11 protein-coding genes and 1 pseudogene are annotated in these 16,474 nt (G+C 71.6%); 5 read left to right on the forward strand and 7 right to left on the reverse strand.

What is annotated here, in order from left to right:
• Positions 1-113 precede the first annotated feature (113 nt).
• Entirely contained in the window at positions 114-587 is a 474-nt protein-coding gene (locus tag ACIP6U_RS34530) for a hypothetical protein (protein ID WP_401726117.1), read from the forward strand.
• Between the two features lie 19 nt (positions 588-606).
• On the opposite strand, the gene ACIP6U_RS34535 is transcribed toward ACIP6U_RS34530, so the two are convergent.
• From ACIP6U_RS34535 to ACIP6U_RS34545, 3 genes are all read right to left on the reverse strand, one after another.
• Positions 607-2,052, reverse strand: a complete 1,446-nt coding sequence (locus ACIP6U_RS34535; RefSeq protein ID WP_401726119.1) for an NF041680 family putative transposase — start codon at positions 2,050-2,052, stop codon at positions 607-609.
• 161 nt (positions 2,053-2,213) lie between these two features.
• Complete coding sequence (locus ACIP6U_RS34540; RefSeq protein ID WP_401726121.1) at positions 2,214-3,182, reverse strand: alpha/beta hydrolase; 969 nt, start codon at positions 3,180-3,182, stop codon at positions 2,214-2,216.
• A gap of 102 nt (positions 3,183-3,284) precedes the next feature.
• The gene (locus ACIP6U_RS34545) at positions 3,285-3,602 is read right to left on the reverse strand and encodes a putative quinol monooxygenase (protein ID WP_401726123.1); all 318 of its coding nucleotides are present in this window, start codon (positions 3,600-3,602) and stop codon (positions 3,285-3,287) included.
• Positions 3,603-3,746: 144 nt separating this feature from the next.
• Between ACIP6U_RS34545 and ACIP6U_RS34550 the strand changes: the two are divergent.
• Both ACIP6U_RS34550 and ACIP6U_RS34555 read left to right on the forward strand, forming a co-directional pair.
• Positions 3,747-4,507, forward strand: a pseudogene (locus tag ACIP6U_RS34550) (AraC family transcriptional regulator N-terminal domain-containing protein).
• 157 nt (positions 4,508-4,664) lie between these two features.
• Positions 4,665-5,414, forward strand: coding sequence for an SDR family oxidoreductase (locus ACIP6U_RS34555; protein WP_401726125.1), 750 nt, complete (start codon positions 4,665-4,667; stop codon positions 5,412-5,414).
• Between the two features lie 215 nt (positions 5,415-5,629).
• Here ACIP6U_RS34555 and ACIP6U_RS34560 read toward each other — a convergent pair whose 3' ends face one another.
• The 3 genes from ACIP6U_RS34560 to ACIP6U_RS34570 all read right to left on the reverse strand — a co-directional run bounded on the left by ACIP6U_RS34560 (position 5,630) and on the right by ACIP6U_RS34570 (position 11,379).
• Positions 5,630-6,970: an esterase-like activity of phytase family protein gene (locus tag ACIP6U_RS34560; RefSeq protein WP_401726127.1), complete on the reverse strand. Its 1,341-nt coding sequence runs from the start codon at positions 6,968-6,970 to the stop codon at positions 5,630-5,632.
• Positions 6,971-7,165: 195 nt separating this feature from the next.
• Positions 7,166-8,449: an SWF or SNF family helicase gene (locus ACIP6U_RS34565; RefSeq protein ID WP_401726129.1), complete on the reverse strand. Its 1,284-nt coding sequence runs from the start codon at positions 8,447-8,449 to the stop codon at positions 7,166-7,168.
• Positions 8,446-11,379, reverse strand: a complete 2,934-nt coding sequence (locus tag ACIP6U_RS34570; protein ID WP_401726131.1) for a DEAD/DEAH box helicase — start codon at positions 11,377-11,379, stop codon at positions 8,446-8,448. The genes ACIP6U_RS34565 and ACIP6U_RS34570 overlap by 4 nt, the downstream gene beginning before the upstream one ends.
• A 183-nt stretch (positions 11,380-11,562) precedes the next feature.
• Between ACIP6U_RS34570 and ACIP6U_RS34575 the strand changes: the two genes are divergently transcribed.
• Both ACIP6U_RS34575 and ACIP6U_RS34580 read left to right on the forward strand, forming a co-directional pair.
• Complete coding sequence (locus tag ACIP6U_RS34575) at positions 11,563-11,745, forward strand: hypothetical protein (RefSeq protein ID WP_401726133.1); 183 nt, start codon at positions 11,563-11,565, stop codon at positions 11,743-11,745.
• Positions 11,746-11,991: 246 nt separating this feature from the next.
• Complete coding sequence (locus ACIP6U_RS34580; protein WP_401726135.1) at positions 11,992-15,393, forward strand: hypothetical protein; 3,402 nt, start codon at positions 11,992-11,994, stop codon at positions 15,391-15,393.
• 186 nt (positions 15,394-15,579) lie between these two features.
• Here the strand turns inward: ACIP6U_RS34580 and ACIP6U_RS34585 are convergent, their stop codons facing one another.
• A complete protein-coding gene (locus ACIP6U_RS34585; RefSeq protein WP_401726136.1) occupies positions 15,580-16,434 on the reverse strand; it encodes a hypothetical protein in 855 nt (284 codons plus the stop codon).
• Positions 16,435-16,474: the final 40 nt, after the last annotated feature.

Consider the following 16,474-nt stretch of genomic DNA (forward strand, 5'->3'; position numbering starts at 1 on the left):
TGCACACACGCGTGCGTGCGTTTGCTGCGGAATCGTGCGGTCCACGGCATGGGCCCGTATCAACTTCCGCGTGGGGGTCGCCTCATGTCCGTTCCGAGGCGACTCTGGACGGTATGGCCATGCCGCCCGTACCGCCTCAGCCGCCCGGACCGCCGGGTGGCCCGCCGCCTTCGGGCGGTGGCTTCGGACCGCCCTCGGACGACTTCGGCCCCGGTTACGGGGCCTATGGGAACGGAGGAGGACACGAGCCGCCGACCCAGGCGGGTTGGCAGCCGCCACCGGAGCCGCCCAGAAGGCGTCGGAACCCGCTCTTCCTCCTCCTGGTCGGCGTCGCGGCGGTCGCGGCCGTCGTCGCCGTCTTCGTGTGGATGGCCTCCGGCAACGACGACTCGCCCGGCAAGAAGTCACCCGCCGAGAGCAGCGCGAGCTCCAGCGGCTCGCCCAAGCCGTCCTTCAGCATTCCGACCACCCTGCCGAGCGAGTTGCCCAGCGGTCTCCCCACGAAGCTGCCCACCGAGCTGCCGAGCGGCATCCCGAGCGAGATCGAGTCGCTGATCCCGTCCCTGGGGGACATCGACCTGCCGTGACGTCGGCTCAGCTTGGCGTTTAACGTGGGCGGGCTAGGTGTTCCTTGAACGACTCGGCGCGTTTGACCGTCTTGCCGACGTCGTGGTGCCTGGCCTGGTGCTTGTTCTTCGAGCCGGGAGGCCGTCCCGGCCCTGGCCGGGACGGTTTCGGTGCGGCCGCTGGACGGGCCGTAGTCGCGCGGACGTTGCGAAACCCCTGCCGCACCCGGGCGGGGGTGAGCCGGGGGGGGGGCTCGGCCGGCCGTTCCCAGGGCCGGCGCAGGTCTTCGGCGAGGTGTCGGGCCAGGCGGAGCTGGGTGTGGGCGGCAATGATGAGCCAGGTCCACAGGTCGGCGGTGTCCGCGTGACGGACCTTCGGGGCGGTCCAGCCGAGGGTCTGTTTCATGAGCCTGAAGGTGTGCTCAAGATCGAATCTGCGGAGGAAGGACTGCCACCAGCGCTCCACGTCCGCCGGTGTGGCGGCGGTGGCCGAGCACCACGGCCAAACCGGTTTCGGGTCACGATCGCCCGGCAGGCGCTCGACCTTCAGGCGGATCAACGTGCTGTGCAGGATGGGAAGTTCCTCTTGCACGAGGCTCAGCCAGGGGCCGCGGTGGGTGAGTCGGGGGTGCATCCGGTCCCAGGCTCTGGCCTCGGCCTTGCCGTGGCGGGTGGTGTCCGTGACCGTGGTGATCTCGGGTTCGTGCCAGTTGTCGGGCTTGGCGAAGGCCAGGACGCCGCCGTGCCGACGCGGCCGTCCGCCCTTCGGCCCGGAGCGGGCGGGGCCGGGGTCGCGGAGCATGACGCGGTCCGAGCGCAGGCGTCCGACCAGGACGACGGGCAGGTCCGCCAGGGCGTGGGAGAGGTAGGCGACGTCGTAGCCGGAGTCCATGACGATCCAAATTTCCGGATCACCGGCCTGCCACTGCTGGGCCTGGATCAACTGCTCGACGACGTCGCGTAGTTGGGCAGCGGTGACGGCGGTCGCGTCGTCCGGCGGCCCGAGGCGCACGGCGTCCAGCAATGCGACCCAGGAGGTCCGGCCGGTCTCCACGGCGACGAAGGAGTATGGCCAGCCCGGCACGAACTGATCCGTCGTGCGGTCTCGGCGCCCGTAGACGTGGCAGAACAGCCGGTCGTCGCTGGTCGGGGCGTCCGGGTGGAGCCAGTTGCTGACATCCACGGCCAGCACGATGCGCCCGTCGGCCGCCTTCGGCAGCGGCAGGCCGGCCAGCGTGCGCCGCAACCGCGCCGGCTCCTGCCAGCCCCGGTCCAACGCGGCATACAGGGCCCCGTGCCCTCGTCGGTGCTCGACCGCCAGGCAGAGCTCGACCAGGGTCTTCACCGGCCCGTCCGTACACAAGATCGCGTCGGTGAGCTCGAACAGCGCGTCCGCGCGGGCGTAGAGACAGTCGTAGAACTCGACCCGAAAGCGGGACAAGACGCTCAATGCCTCGCCTGCGGACCCAACGACGGGGGGACTCATACACAGCGGCCGTTCTCTCGTGCTTCGTTACTCGATATCTCGAAGCGTGGAGAACGGCCGCGTCACGGTGCCGCCTGTTCCCAGGGATCTCAGCAGGTCGAGTGACCCGCGACGTTAAGCGCCAAGCTGATGCACACTGCATCATCAGGTTTTCGGTGGCGTTATGCGGCGGGGTTCGTGGGCAGGACTCGGGCGAGCCAGTCGGTGCGGGTCCGGCGGGACGTGGCCGAGATGTGTGCCTGCGGGTACAGAGCGTCGAATCCGTGGAAGCCGCCTGCCCAGACGTGGAGTTCGGCCTGGCCGCCCGCCGCCCAGATGCGGGTGGCGTAGTCGGTGTCCTCGTCGCGGAAGACTTCGGCGGAGCCGGTGTCGATGTAGGTGGTCGGCAGGCCCGCGAGGTCGTCGGCCAGGGCAGGTGAGACGTATGCGGGTACCTCGTCGTCGGTGAGGTCGCCGAGGAGGCAGCGCCATCCAAATCCGTTCATCTCGCGGGTCCAGACGCCGGGCCCGTTCGAGTACTGGAGGCTGGAGGTGGTGGTGTTGCGGTGGTCGAGCATGGGGCCGATCAGGACTTGGGCGGCGATCGTCGGGGTGCCGAGGTCGCGGGCCAGCAGGGTGACGCCGGCGGCGAGGCCGCCGCCCGCGCTGGCGCCTGCGACGATGATCCGGGCGGGGTCGATGCCCAGTTCGGCGGCGTGGTCGGCGATCCAGAGTAGTCCCTGGTAGCAGTCTTCGACCGGGATCATGCCGGAGGCCTCGGGCGCGAGCCGGTAGTCGACGGAGACCACGACGGCGCCGAACTCGTCGAGCCACTCCAGCGGGATGTCGATCTGTGAGAAGCGGTCGCCCATGACCATCCCGCCGCCGTGCATCCAGTAGACGCAGGGTGCGGCGGTGGTGCGATCGGTGTTCGCGGGACTGAAGACGGACAAGGGGATCATGGTGCCGTCGGGACTCGCAGCGGTGACCTCGCGCCGGTCGATCGCGCGACCTTCGAGGAGGGGTTCGACGGGCATCGAGGAGAAGGGGCGTACCTGCGCCAGCACTTCCGGGCTGAGCTGGGACATCAGCGGCATGTCGGCCAAGAGCTCATGCAGTTCGGGGTCAAGGGCGGGTCGTGCTGTGGTCATGGTCGTTGCCTTTCGTGGGTGGTGGCGGACGGTCGGGCGAGGAGGGGGTCGCCTCGGCGGGCACCGAGGCGGCAGGGGCTGGGGTCTGGGGTGTTCGGCGGGTCAGAAGGCGGCTTTGCCGCGGACCGGGACGTAGTCGGTGTACTGGGATTCCTTGGCCAGCAGTCCGTCGATCTGCGCCACGATGGCCTGGGCGGCCTCGCCGGCGAAGATCCGGTGGTGGTCCTCCTCGCTGGTCCAGCCCTCGGTGACGTGGACGACATCGGGGGCGGACGCGGAACGGGAGACGAGGTAGACGACGCAGTGTTCGCTCGCGCCGGGGCTGCCCTCGTCCAGGCCGGTCAGCAGCAGGTCGACCAGCCGGTCCCCCATTCCGGGCCTGGCGGTCAGTGTGGCGTTGAAGCCGTACTTGGCAAGCATGGAGATCTTCTTCCGTGTTGATGGAGTGATGTAAATCCATTCAACCGGTTTGACCTGCTGAAACGTTAGAACGATGCTCTCTGCTACTTGCACAATCCTCGCAGCTACGGGAGCCCGGATGCCGAATGGTGCTGCAACGGACGCGTGTACCTCGAAGAGCTCCGCACCCTGCTGGCCCGGCATGCCCGCCCCGACTGGACCATGGCCATCGACGGTGTCCTGATCTCGAAGGTCGACCGGCCGGATCCGCCGGCGCCCTCCATGTCCGGCACGGTGCTCGCAGTCATCGCCCAGGGCGCCAAACGCCTCGCGCTGGGCGATCGGGTCTACGCGTACGGCGCCGGGCAGTACCTGGTCGCATCCGTCGACCTGCCCGTCACCGGGCAGTTCACCCAGGTTGACCCCGAGCGGTCGGCCCTCGGCTTCGGTCTCACGCCGGCGGAGGTACGCCGTCGGGGATCGCCGTCAGCGACGCTGCGCCCGCGCTGCTCGACGCGGTGGTCCGGCTGCTGCGCCTGCTCGACGCCCCCCAGGTCGGCCTCGCCGACAGCGGCCTCAGCCATGTCTCCCGGGCCGTGCGCTGGATCCGCGAGCACTACGCGCAGCCCTTCCGGGTCGAGGACGTGGCCCGCCTGTCCGGCATGAGCGTCTCCGCCTTCTACCGCAACTTCCAGGCGGTGACCGCGATGAGCCCCATCCAGTTCCAGAAGCAGATCAGGCTTCAGGAGGCCCGGCTGCTGCTCGCCACCCACCCGGGCGATGTCACCGGTGTCGGCCACCGTGTCGGCTACGACAACCCGTCGCAGCTCAGCCGCGAGTACAGGCGCCAGTTCGGTGCACCCCCGAGCCAGGACGCGGCCCGCCTGCGGAACACCGCAGGCACTCCCGCGGGCATTTTGCCCTGAGCTGGGTTGCACCTCGGAGGAGAATCATGCAAGAGGAAGCGAGGATAGTTCTACTATTTGTGCAGGTCAGAGCGATTCAATGGGATCACGAGTTCTTCCGCGGAGCAGGAAAATGCCTGTCCGTCCGCGGATCCCACCACATCGTAAGGATCACAGCATGAAGACAGTTCTGATCACTGGTGCCTCATCCGGATACGGGCGGGAGACCGCCCTGTACTTCCACGCACAGGGGTGGAACGTCATCGCCACGATGCGCACGCCGCGTGCGGGCGTCCTGCCCGAGTCGGACCGGCTCCACGTCGTCGAGCTCGACGTGACCAAGCCCGAGTCCATCACCGCCGCGTTCGAGGCGGCCGGGCCCATCGACGTCCTGGTCAACAACGCGGGCGTCCCATCGATCGGCGTGTTCGAGGGCACCCCCATGGCCCGAGTGCGGGAAGTCTTCGAAACCAACACGTTCGGCGTGATGGCGACGACGCAGGCGGTGCTGCCCCAGTTCCGCGAGCGCGGCTCCGGCGTGGTGGTCAACGTGACCTCCAGTGTGGTGCTGGGCCACATGCCGCTCTCGACCGTCTACAAGGCAAGCAAGATGGCCATCGAGGGGTTCACCGCGTCCCTCGCGCTTGAGCTCGCGCCCTTCGGCGTGCAGGCCAAGACGGTTGAGCCGGGCGCCTGCCTGACGACGAACTTCGCGGCCAACGCGACGAAGGGCGCCTCGCTGGACGAGCTGGTCCCGGCGCCCTACGCACCATGGGCGAAGAAGGCCATGGGCGACTTCACGGACCAGGACCTGTTCACCAAGGAGAGTGACGTCGCCGAGACAGTGTGGCGTGCCGTGCACGACATGACCGGCCAGCTGCGATTCCCGGCCGGTCCCGACGCGGTCCGGCTCGCTCAGGCGAAGTGACCACCAGCAGGCATGATGACGCCGCACTGATGCCACGAGTCGGCCACACACAGGCAAGTGGCCGGCTCGCTGTCCAGCACCCACCCCGGCGAACGGGAACCCGACCAACGACGAAAAGCCGGACTGCAGTACGGCAGACGGACACCCCTGGTCGAAAGCCCTGTGCGGAGGGGCGCCAGGCACTGGCGGCCAAGGCGCGAGGTTGAACGCCAAGCTCAGATGCCGTGCGGCAACCGCACGTAGGTGACCGTCGTCTCGATCCCGCTGTCGACCAGCCGGCCCTGTGCGTCGAATGCCTCCGCGCCGTCCGTCATACCGAAGTCGTTGTCATTGATGAGGGCGATCGTGTCGCAGTCCACGCGCGCGACGCCCTCGATCTTCTGGGGCACGCCGGCGACCGTGCCCAGGTCGACGACCAGCTTCTTGGCGAGCACCGGGACGCCGGCGGCGGCCGGGTCGTCGATCTCCTCCAAGGAGGGCGACGTCGAGTCGTCGTCGTAGGCGCCGCCCAGGATGTTCGCGCTCCGCCCGAGCTTGACCACCTGGAGCCGCGCGGCCTTGTCGGTACGCTCCTCGACCAGCAGCCGGTCGTTGTCCAGGGCGACGACGGAGGAGATCTTCAGCTCGGAGGTGTCGTCCTCGCTCGGGTCCACGACGTTCACCGGGGCGAAGCGGTACGCGTACTCGGCGGTGACCGCCTTCTTCTTGGGCGAGAAGCGCAGCAGGCGGGTGTTGAGGGAGCCCTTGGCGGTGTCGTCGTCCGGCACCGACAGCGGGCTCTGCAGGGCGATCACCAGGTCGCCGCCGGGCAGTTGGGCGAGTCCCTCGAAGCCGCGGTTGATCTGCCGGTGCAGGTAGACGGCCGGCAGGGCCTCCACCACCGGGTAGTCGGCGCCGGTGAGGTGCAGCCCCTTGGGGACGTAACGCGTGAGCACCTTCCCGCGCGCGGAGACGTGGACGATCGAGGGTCCGTACTCGTCGACGAGCCAGAAGGTCCCGTCCGCGGCACGCACGATGCCCTCGGTGTCCAGCCCGTTCGGGTTGTACGACAACGGGGTCTGGGCGTCGTAGGAGTACGGCGCCTCGTCGCGCCCCTCCTGGTTCGACAGCCCGGTGACGGCCTTCCCCGAAGACGTGGTGATCGGGAGCGCGTCGAGCACCTTCACGGAGCTGCCGGACACCCGGATCTTCACGATCGCCGGATCGAACCCGGGCACCGGGAACGTACGGCGCTTCTTCCCGGACACCTTGATCTGGCCGTTCGGCCCGCGGTCCGTGACCGTCCAGAACTCGCCCTTGCGGCCCGCCGGGTAGATGTCGCTGCCGATGCCTCCGAGATCGACGCCCCGGTCGTTGGCCACGGTGCCGGGCAGCAGGGAGTTGCTGAACGGCCCGAGCGGGATGTCGCCGAGCGTGGCCGTGTGGATGACGTGCGCGGTCCGCGACGGGGCGCCTGCGGCCGGGCCGGCCGCCACGAGGGCCGCGATCACGGCGAGCGGAACACCTGCCGCCATGGAACGTCTGATGCGGTGCGGGCCGGTGGCGTGCGGGGACATCGGGCCTCCTGAGTGACAACTTCGTAGACAGCGGCCAGATTTCGGCCCTCCGGCGAACGTGCCGCTACCAAGAGGTGAACTGGGGGCGTCGGCTGACCGAGCACACGGGCCGACCGTGTCGCTGGTGAGGGCCCGGGTGGGCACATCCTGCTCGCGGATCCGGTGCCGCCCATGTGCGCCGAGGCGACGCCCGTCTCAGGAGCCCGCCTCCCCGGACGTCGGCTCCAAAGCGGCCAAGGCGGTCGCCGGATCCCTGGACGTGCCGGAGACGGGCACCCAGCGCCCCTGCTGCCTGCGATACGGCCACCAGCGGCCGTCCCGCCCCAGGCGCAGTTGATTCGGCGAGCCGACGACGGTCCATCGGTTGCCCCGCATCCGAAGTGCCGGACGTTCGTCGTCGTCCCAGGCCGACTCGAGAGCCGCACGCGCGCGTGTGAGCGTTTCGCCGGAGAGAGACCACTCCTCCTCCAGCACGGACAGCGAGGTGGTACCACCCACGTGCCAGGCCTCTACGGCCGCGGTCAATTCCTCCTGCCCGCGCCCCGATCCGACGGCGAGCCGGTGCAGGACCTCCTCGTCCTGGGCATCCACGGCCAGCCGGACGGCATCCTGGGTGACCGTCAACTCCGGCTCGGCGACCGGCTGTTCCGATCCGGCGCGGAGAGCCTCGGCGAGCAGCCGACGTGCCTCCACCGCCGTCCGGGCGATCAAGTGGCGCAGCGCGGCCGGATCGACGCCCTGTCCGGGTGGGGCCTCGGTGTCCAGCGAGGGCGGCACGGCGGGCGACGCGGGCAGCTCGGGCGGGTTGGGCAGGGGCGGCAGGATGTCGCCGGCCGCGTAGGCCTCGGCGGCGTCCACTCCCGGCGGCCCGGCAGGAGCCTCGGCGGGGGCGGCGCTGCGGGCCTGGAGGTCGTCCAGGAGGGTGCGTTCGGCCCGTCCGCGTATCAGCAGCAGGACGAAGGGGTCCTCGTCCAAGAGTCGCGCCAACTGGTAGCAGAGGGCCGCCGTGTGCCCGCAGTGGTCCCAGGCGCCGCAGTCGCACTCCGGCTCCAACTCGCCCATACCCGGCAGCAGTTCGACGCCGGCGGCCGACGCGTCCTCGACCAGGTGCGGCGGCATCTCCCGGTCGAGGAGGGCCGCGACGTGCCCGGCCCGCTCGACGGTCATCCCCAGCAGGCGGTCCCACTGCTCCTCGGAGAGTTTCGCAAGGAGGACGTCGGCCCGGTGAGCTGTGCGGTCCCGGCCCTGGACCACGGCCGTGATCCTCCCCGGCCGCACGGACACGGCACCCACCGCTCCGGCGCGCGCGAGCCTGCGCCCCGCCTTGAGCTGCTGCGAGTCCAGCGTCGCGTCCTCCAGCGCCTTCAGCCACGCCTGGCCCCACCACGTCCGTGCGAAACCTCGCCCCTGCGCGGGTGGCAGCGCGGCGAACGTCCGCTCCATGTCACCGTCATACGCATCACCGTCATACGCGTTCATCGCCCGCCCCCTCGCAGCTCGACCAGAGCTGCCAGCTCCGTGTCCGTCAGTTCGGTGAGCGCCGCCTCGCCGGTGCCCAGCACCGCGTCGGCCAGTTCTCTCTTGCGGTCGAGCATCTCGGCGATGCGGTCCTCGATGGTCCCCTCGGCGATCAGGCGGTGCACCTGCACGGGCCTGGTCTGGCCGATCCGGTACGCGCGATCCGTGGCCTGCGCCTCGACGGCCGGGTTCCACCAGCGGTCGTAGTGCACGACGTGCTCGGCCCGAGTGAGGTTCAACCCGGTGCCGGCGGCCTTCAACGACAGCAGGAAGACCGACACTTCACCCTCCTGGAAGCGCCGCACCATCGACTCGCGCTCGGCGACGGGCGTCCCGCCGTGCAGGAACTGCGTCCCGATGCCACGGGCCGCCAGATGCCGCTCCAGGAGACGTGCCATCTGCACGTACTGGGTGAACACCAGGATCGACGCCCCCTCGGAGAGGATGGTGTCGAGCAACTCGTCGAGCAGCTCCAGCTTTCCGGAGCGTCCGACGATCTTCGGCCGCTCCTCTTTGAGGTACTGCGCCGGGTGGTTGCAGATCTGCTTCAGCCCGGTCAGCAGCTTCACCACGAGTCCGCGCCGCACCATGCTGTCGGCGGCCGCGATCTCCGCGAGCGTCTCGCGCACCACCGCCTCGTACAGACCGGCCTGTTCCGTCGTCAGCGACACGGCACGGTCGGTCTCGGTCTTCGGCGGCAGTTCGGGAGCGATCCCCGGATCCGACTTGCGGCGCCTCAGCAGGAACGGCTGGACGAGGCGCGCGAGCCGCTCGCCGGCCGCCGGGTCCTGGCCGCCCTCGACCGCCTGCGCGTAACGGGTGCGGAAGGTCCCGAGCCGGCCCAGCAGCCCCGGGGTCGTCCAGTCGAGGATCGCCCACAGCTCCGAGAGGTTGTTCTCCACCGGGGTGCCGGTGAGCGCCACGCGTGCGCGTGCGCCGATGGAACGCAGCTGCCGCGCGGTCGACGAGTACGGGTTCTTCACATGCTGGGCCTCGTCCGCCACGACCATGCCCCACGGCACCTCGGCGAGCCGGGCCGTGTCCAGGCGCATCGTCCCGTACGTGGTGAGCACGAACTCCCCGTCGGCCACCCCCTCCAGGCTGCGCCGCGCCCCATGGAAGCGGCGCACCGGCGTGCCCGGCGCGAACCTCTCGATCTCGCGCTGCCAGTTGCCCAGCAGGGACGTCGGACACACCACGAGCGTGGGACCGGCCGACGGCTCTTCCGTCTGCCGGTGCAGATGGAGCGCGATCAGCGTGATCGTCTTGCCGAGCCCCATGTCGTCCGCCAGACAGCAGCCGAGCCCCAAGGACGTCATGCGGGCCAGCCAGCTCAGCCCCCGCCGCTGGTAGTCGCGCAGCGTGGCCGAGAGCGCGGCGGGCTGTGCCACGGGCTCCTGCGCCTCGGGATCCGCGAGCCGCTCCCGAAGGGCCGCCAGCCACCCCGTGGGTTGTACGTCGACCAACTGGCCGTCCGCCTCCGCGGAGCCCGTCAGAGCGGCGCCCAGCGCCTCCACGGGCGTGATCTTGCGTTCCTGCCGACCGCGGGCGCGCCGGACCTCGCGGGGATCCACGAGCACCCACTGGTCGCGCAGCCGCACGACGGGACGGTTCGCCTCGGCGAGTCGGTCCAGTTCCTCGCGCGTGAGCCGCTGATCGCCCAGCGCGAACGACCAGTCGAAGGCGAGCAGCGCGTCGGCGGACAGGAACGACGGCGTGTCCGAGGCCAACCGCCCGGTCCTCGGCGCGTCGTCCGGCGGACCGATCACGGCACGAGTGGTCAGCTCGCGGGCGAGTTCCCTCGGCCAGTGCACGTCGACACCGGCCGCGGCGAGCGCCTGGGCGCCCGCTCCGAGAAGCTCGTTGACCTCCTCGTCGGCCAGCTCGACCGCGTCCGGCACGCTCGCCGACAGCAACGGTGCGAGCGGCGGCCAGGCCCGCGCCGCGCGACGGAGGGCGAGCAGGGCGTCCATACGCGCGCGTGGACCGAAGACGCCGGATCCGCCCCACACTTCGGTGGCATCGGCCACGAGACCCGGGTCGGTCACGCCGTGCAGCTGGGGAACGGCCCGGAAGGTCAGCGTCCCCTCGTCCAGGGCAGGGTTCGCGAGGCCGTGCACCTCGATCCGCAGCGAGATCCGTACGCCGGCGTCGTGGCCGGCGGAGACATTGGCGGCCCAGGCGCGCTGCTCGGGCATGTGCCGCGGCTCGCGCGCCGCGTAGGCGGGTCCGCCCGTCACGAGCGGGGCGGCGGGGGAGCGGGGCAGGGTGTCGGCCACCGCGTCGAGGAAGGCGCGCAGCAACGGCTCCGGATCGGGCAGCCGTGGCGGCGCCGACCCGTCGACCGGATCGCCGTGAGCCTCGACCGGCACGGCGTGGGCCTCGGGCGGCATCGTGGCGGCCAGCCGACGGATGCGGTCGACGTCCTCCGTGGACAGCGGGCCCACCCGCCACGCGTCGTGGTCCTCGGGGGACAGACCTGGCAGCAGCAACCCCCGTGCCACGAACTGCAGGGCCAGCACGGAAGCCGCGCCCCAGAACACGCTCCCGCGGTGTCCGTTCGCGTCAGTACGCGCACGCGTGAGCACCGGCAGCGCCGCCCGCACGGGCAGGACGACGGCGCGCACGCTCGTCGGCAGGACCCCCTCGTCGCCCGGCACAACGACGGTCAGGTCCTCGGTGGACCCGGCCGTGACGAGGGGCGGCGCGGTGCCGTCGGGCCGCCAGAAGGCGACGCTGCCGGTACGGGCCGGATCGCCCGGGACGAAGACGGCGCAGCAGCGGGCCAGTTCGGAGATCTCGGACGGTGTTGCCGCAGGGACACTCTGCACAGCGATACCGAACTCCTCAAATTTGACTACCAGGCCCTGAGGTCGCCGAGGGTACAGCATGGGAACGATCCACCGGAGCGGCCGATCCGTGACCTGGCCGAGTCCGGGATTGGGTAGGAGGGTCTCAGGGACGAGTAGGGGTCGCGCCTCAGGGATGTCTCAGGGTCGCCGTTCGGAACTGTGCGCGGCGCGGACCCGTTTTCAGGACAGAGAGCGGCCCCGGCCGCGAAGGAGGCGACGTACATGTCGAAGAAGGCGAAGATCGCCGCAGGGGGTGTGGCGGTCGGGCTCATCCTGTTGATCTGGCTGCCGTGGTGGGCGACGCTCCTGATCATCCTGGGAGTTCCGACCGCCGCGTACCTCACGTTGGACCCTTCCCAGCGGCGCAGGCTGCGCCGGGTCAGCCGTAAGGAGCTGGGTCGCTGACCGGACCGGCACGGAGAGACACCGACGCAGAAAGACACCGGCACGGAGAGGTGCCGACGCGCGGCGGCCGCGAGGCGGGCGTGGGCACAGGAGTCGGTCGCATCGCCGTCCGCGGGCTGTGGGACGTACGGTCCGCGGACGGCGAGTGCCGTGTACCCAAAATCGTTTGCGTGCCGGGCGCGCGGCACCTCACCATGACCGCATGAAGCATGGAAAGGAGGCCCAGCGACTCCACGGTGAGCGCTGATGGCCCGATACGAGGCGTCCCCGACGCCGTCCGGACAGCCCCAGACCCCGCCGGCGCCCCTGACGCCCGCCTGGCTGAGGACCCACTTCGCCCCCTTGCCGTTCCCGGCACGCATGAGCGCCCTGGCGCGCTATGCCCGCACGCTCACGCCACACGCGTACGAGACCCTGCACCACGCCCTCGACGCCGGCGACGGGGACGAGCGGCACACCGCCCTCTTCCTGGCCGTCGTCCGCCGCGATCTTGAACGCGTGGCCGAGGCTCTCGCCGACCCGCTGCTGGGCCGCCGCGCGCGTGCTGCGGCCATCCGACTCCCGATACCCGAACAGGCCCTGGAACGACTGGCGTCGAGTGACATCAGGGCCACTCGCCTCGACACCTACCGGCTGCTCAGGCGCAGCCGCCGCCACACCCTGGCCGCCGGACTGCTGCCCGGCGTCTTCGAACGCCACGGGCCTCGGGAGGCTGCCGAGCTGCTGCCCGCATGTCCTCCGGAGACCGTGGCGGCCTGGCTGCCCCGGCTCGAACCGTCCGCCGGCACGATCAACTCCCTGGCGCGCACGGCGCCCCAGGCCCTCGCCGCGTATCTCGCGGCACAGAGCGACCAGCAGGCGCGGGAGGCGTACGCCTTCGACCGCAGCCATCGCGTGGCCGCGACGGTCGCCGCGCGCCGTGACCCGGACGCGGCGGTCCTGCTCCTGGAACGGGCCCCCGATCTGCTCACCGCGCGTGGAGTCCTCTCCGCGCTGTACCGGCCCGCGCAGGCCGCAGCCGTTCTGCGAGCGGCTCCGCCGTGCGAGGACGGCCGTCGTCGCGAACGGCCCGTGCCCGGGGGACCGTTGCCGCCCTCCCTGCGACGGATCCTCGTCGCATCGCCCCCGGCGGATCTCCTGGTGCTCGCCGAGCACTGTCCCGCCACCGGCAGCCGGTACGCCGGGCCCGGCCGCCAGGAGGCGGCCCCCGACGCCCTGTTGCTGCTCCTTCCGCCCGTCGAACGGCGTCGGATCGCGGAGCGCCGCCTCTCGCGCCACCGATTGAGTGCCGCCTTGGCCCCGGCGCTCGCCGCGCTGGACCCCGCCGACCGCGCGGCCTTGATCGAACCCCGGCTGAAGCACTCACGCAGGCCCTGGTACTCGGCCCGATGGGCCATGACCCTCCCACTGGCCGACGGCGAACCGCTGCTGCGGGAACTCGCCGAGAACCACCGCGTCCACCATCGCGCCCATGCCTGGCCCGCCCTGCTGGCCTGCGCGGAACTCCAAGGCGACCCCGCGGAGTTCGCCCGGGTCGCCGCCGGCTGCGAACGGGCCTGGCACGACCGGGACGAGGTACGTCGCCCGGCACTGCAACAACTCGCCGGCACCGCACCCCACCTGCTCGCCGCGCTGCCCGAACAGGTGCTGCGCGATGCCGTCCGCACCACCGTCCAGTCACGCGACTCGACGACCGACACCCTCGACGCGGCCCGAACACTGCTCCACCGCGTCGTCGAACGAGCCGCAGCAGTCGGTGACATCGCACGCGCGGCGCTGGCCGTCGCCCTCCTGGGCGAGGTCGCGTCCGCGCCCCGGCACACCGGCCCGCTGACCCCCGTGCGCGTCGACGAGGCAGCCGCCCGCGCCATCTGGGCCACCACGGCCCTGCGCACACCGCAGCGGCCCGAGGCGGGCACGGCCTACGCCGAACTCCTCAGGACACACCTGACCGAGCTGCCCGACCTCGACGCGCAGACGCGGCGCATCGCTGTCGAGGGCGACGACCCGGTGCTCGCGGCCCGCGCCGCGGCTGCCTGGGTGTGGCCGCCAAGGCTGCGGGAGCAGCGCTGCGCCGAACTGATCGCCCTGGACGCCACTTTCGCCACCGTGCCCCTCGTCCTGCGAACCGTGGCGGCACGCAGGACGACCCTCCTGGATCCCGTCCTGGCAGCCGCCGGCGGGGAGTTCAAGGGTCGCCTGCGCCTCCGTGCCACGCCTTGGACACCGCGGCTCAACCCCGGGGTGCTCGGCCGGTGGCTGCCGCGGCAACGGGACGCGTGGAGCGAGCATCACGCGTGTGTGGCCGCCGACGAGATGGCCCCCTTGGACGTCCGCACGGACGCGACGCAACTTCTCGGAGATCCGGCACAGTTGACCGCGCTCGCCGAGCAGGCGTCACAGCCCGTGGCAGCCGCGGCGCTCACCGCACTGGGCGAGCTCGCCGGACGGGCGGCCGAGGACGCGACCGAGGCGTCGGCCCTGCGCGATCTCCTGCTGCGGCACGCGGCGACCGGTGGTGTGCGGGGGCGGGCCGCGATGGCAGCGATCCGGCGCCTTCTCGCGCGCCTGCCCGACGACGAGGCGGTACGCCTGCTCGCCCCGGTGGCCCGCGCGGCTGACGCCCCGGTGGGCACCCGTAAGGAGGCCGCCCGAGCACTCGGTTCCCTGCCGGGCGACGACGCCTTCGAGGCGCTCGTCGAGGCCTGGGACCAGCCCGACGGGCACCCCGATGTCCGGGCCGTGCTGGCACGTGCGTTGCTGCCCCATATCGACCGGCCCGGCGTGACCGACCGCCTTCTCGGCGCGGTCCACGAACCTGCCGTACGCGAAGCCGTCGTGCACGCACGCGTACGTGCGGTGGCCACCTCCAAGAGGCTGCCGTACACGGCCTTCCTGGTGCGGATCGTCGAGGAGGGCGACGACGAGTCGGCGGCGGCCACGTGCGGTGTCCTGCCGTCGTGGCTCGGCGCGGACACGCCGGACGGGATCCGCGTGCTCGCGGACACCGTGGCGGACCCGGAGCGATCCGGCCGGGTGTGGCACGCCGCTGCCCGTCACCTGCTGCGCCTGCCACCCGGACCGGAGTCGGAGACCGCCGTCCGCCGCGCGTTCGGCCTGCTGGAGGAGCGGGCCCGCGCGCGGGACCCCCTGGTGCGTACCGACGCCCTGCGCAGGCTGCACGCGATCGCGGACGACGTGCGGCCGGGTGTCGGCGGCCCGCAGGCGCTGCGCGTTCTGGACGCGCTGATCGACACCCTGGAGGCGGTCGGCCTGTCGACCGACGCCGCGCGCCTCACCTGGGACGCCGCCCTGCACGACATCGGCCGCGGCAGATACGTGGCGGACCACTGGACGAGGCTGGCGCGACTGTGCGAAGCGGCACCGACACGCCTGCCGGTGCCCACGTACCTGACCGTGGACTTGGGGCGGGCACGCGCGCGAGAGGTCGCGCTCGCCGCGGCACGCACGTTGGGCGCCCACGACACGGCCCTCTCAGGTCAGTTGGCCCTCGCGTTCGTCCGGGCCGGTGGCCGAGCCGCACAGTGGGAGGAACCCTGGAGGGCCGAACTCGAAACGCTGCGGGCCCACCAGGATCCGGACACGGCGATGGGCGCGCTCCTCGTCGACCCGGACGCGGGACGATGAGTCCGGTCAGACCGCACGCGTGCGTGACGTGGCCCGGTTGCGCCGGACCACGTGGGCTCCTCGCGCGAGTGAGCGTGACGCCAATTTGATGGAGGACGGCGTGCGCATGGCAGTGGGCCTCCCGCGCGCGTGGGCGTCACCGTCGCCCCTACGCGCGGGAGCTCCCTACACGCGTGACGCAGCCGTTCAACTGGGCCGTACGGCCATCTTGTCGAGCGCCTCCAGGAGACCCGGCAGCTCCGGTCCGCGGCCCACCGGCAGGACCTCGCCCGGTTCCTCGTCGAGCAGTACGAACGCGATGTCGTCGGTCCTGGCCACGAGCGACCAGCCGGGACCGTCGGCACGCAGCGTCCGTGCCTCGCCCGGGGCGAAGGACGACCGCACGCGGCCGAGCGGCGGCGGGGACTCCACGTATCCCCGTGCCTCCGAGAGGACGCGTCGGATGCCGCTGTGGCCGGGCTTCTTCTCGGTGCCCTCGTCCGGGCCCTGATCGGCCTTCTCGGCCCCGTCGGGGTCCGTGGTGGCCTCCGGGACCCGGAAGTCGGCGTCGTCGATCTGCTCGCGCCACACGGCCCACTGGAGGGCGATCTCGTCGGCGCCCAGCCGTCGTTGGGCCGGCCCCCACGTCGTCGTGTCCGGCGGCGACAGCGTGGGACCGTCCACGACGTCGGGACCCGGGTCGTGCGGATCCGGCACTCCGGGAGCCGCGACGGCGACCGCCAGGGGCCAGCCGGGCAGGGCGGCGACGACCGTGCGCTCGGTGGGCGAGAGGTCGTACTCCATGCCGCAGTCCCAGGACGCGATGGCCACGGCGACCAGGGAGACGTCGTCGACGACGACGGTCCACCGGGCGCCGTCGCCGTCCTGGCCGAGCACCAGGCCGTATCCGTCGGCGAGCGGCGCGAGGCCGAGCGCCGCGCAGGCCTCCGGATAGTCGTCGCCCAGCACGCTCGGGAACTTCGCCGGCGTCAGCAGTACCGCCGTGAGCACATAGAGCGCGTCGTCCTCGGCGGCGACGGCGTCCTCGTCCGTCCCGGCCATCCCAGCCTCCCCATCGGTTCGTCCAACGGCGCGCACCCTA

The sequence above is a fragment of the Streptomyces sp. NPDC088794 genome, from assembly GCF_044750545.1.
Classification (GTDB): Bacteria; Actinomycetota; Actinomycetes; order Streptomycetales; family Streptomycetaceae; genus Streptomyces.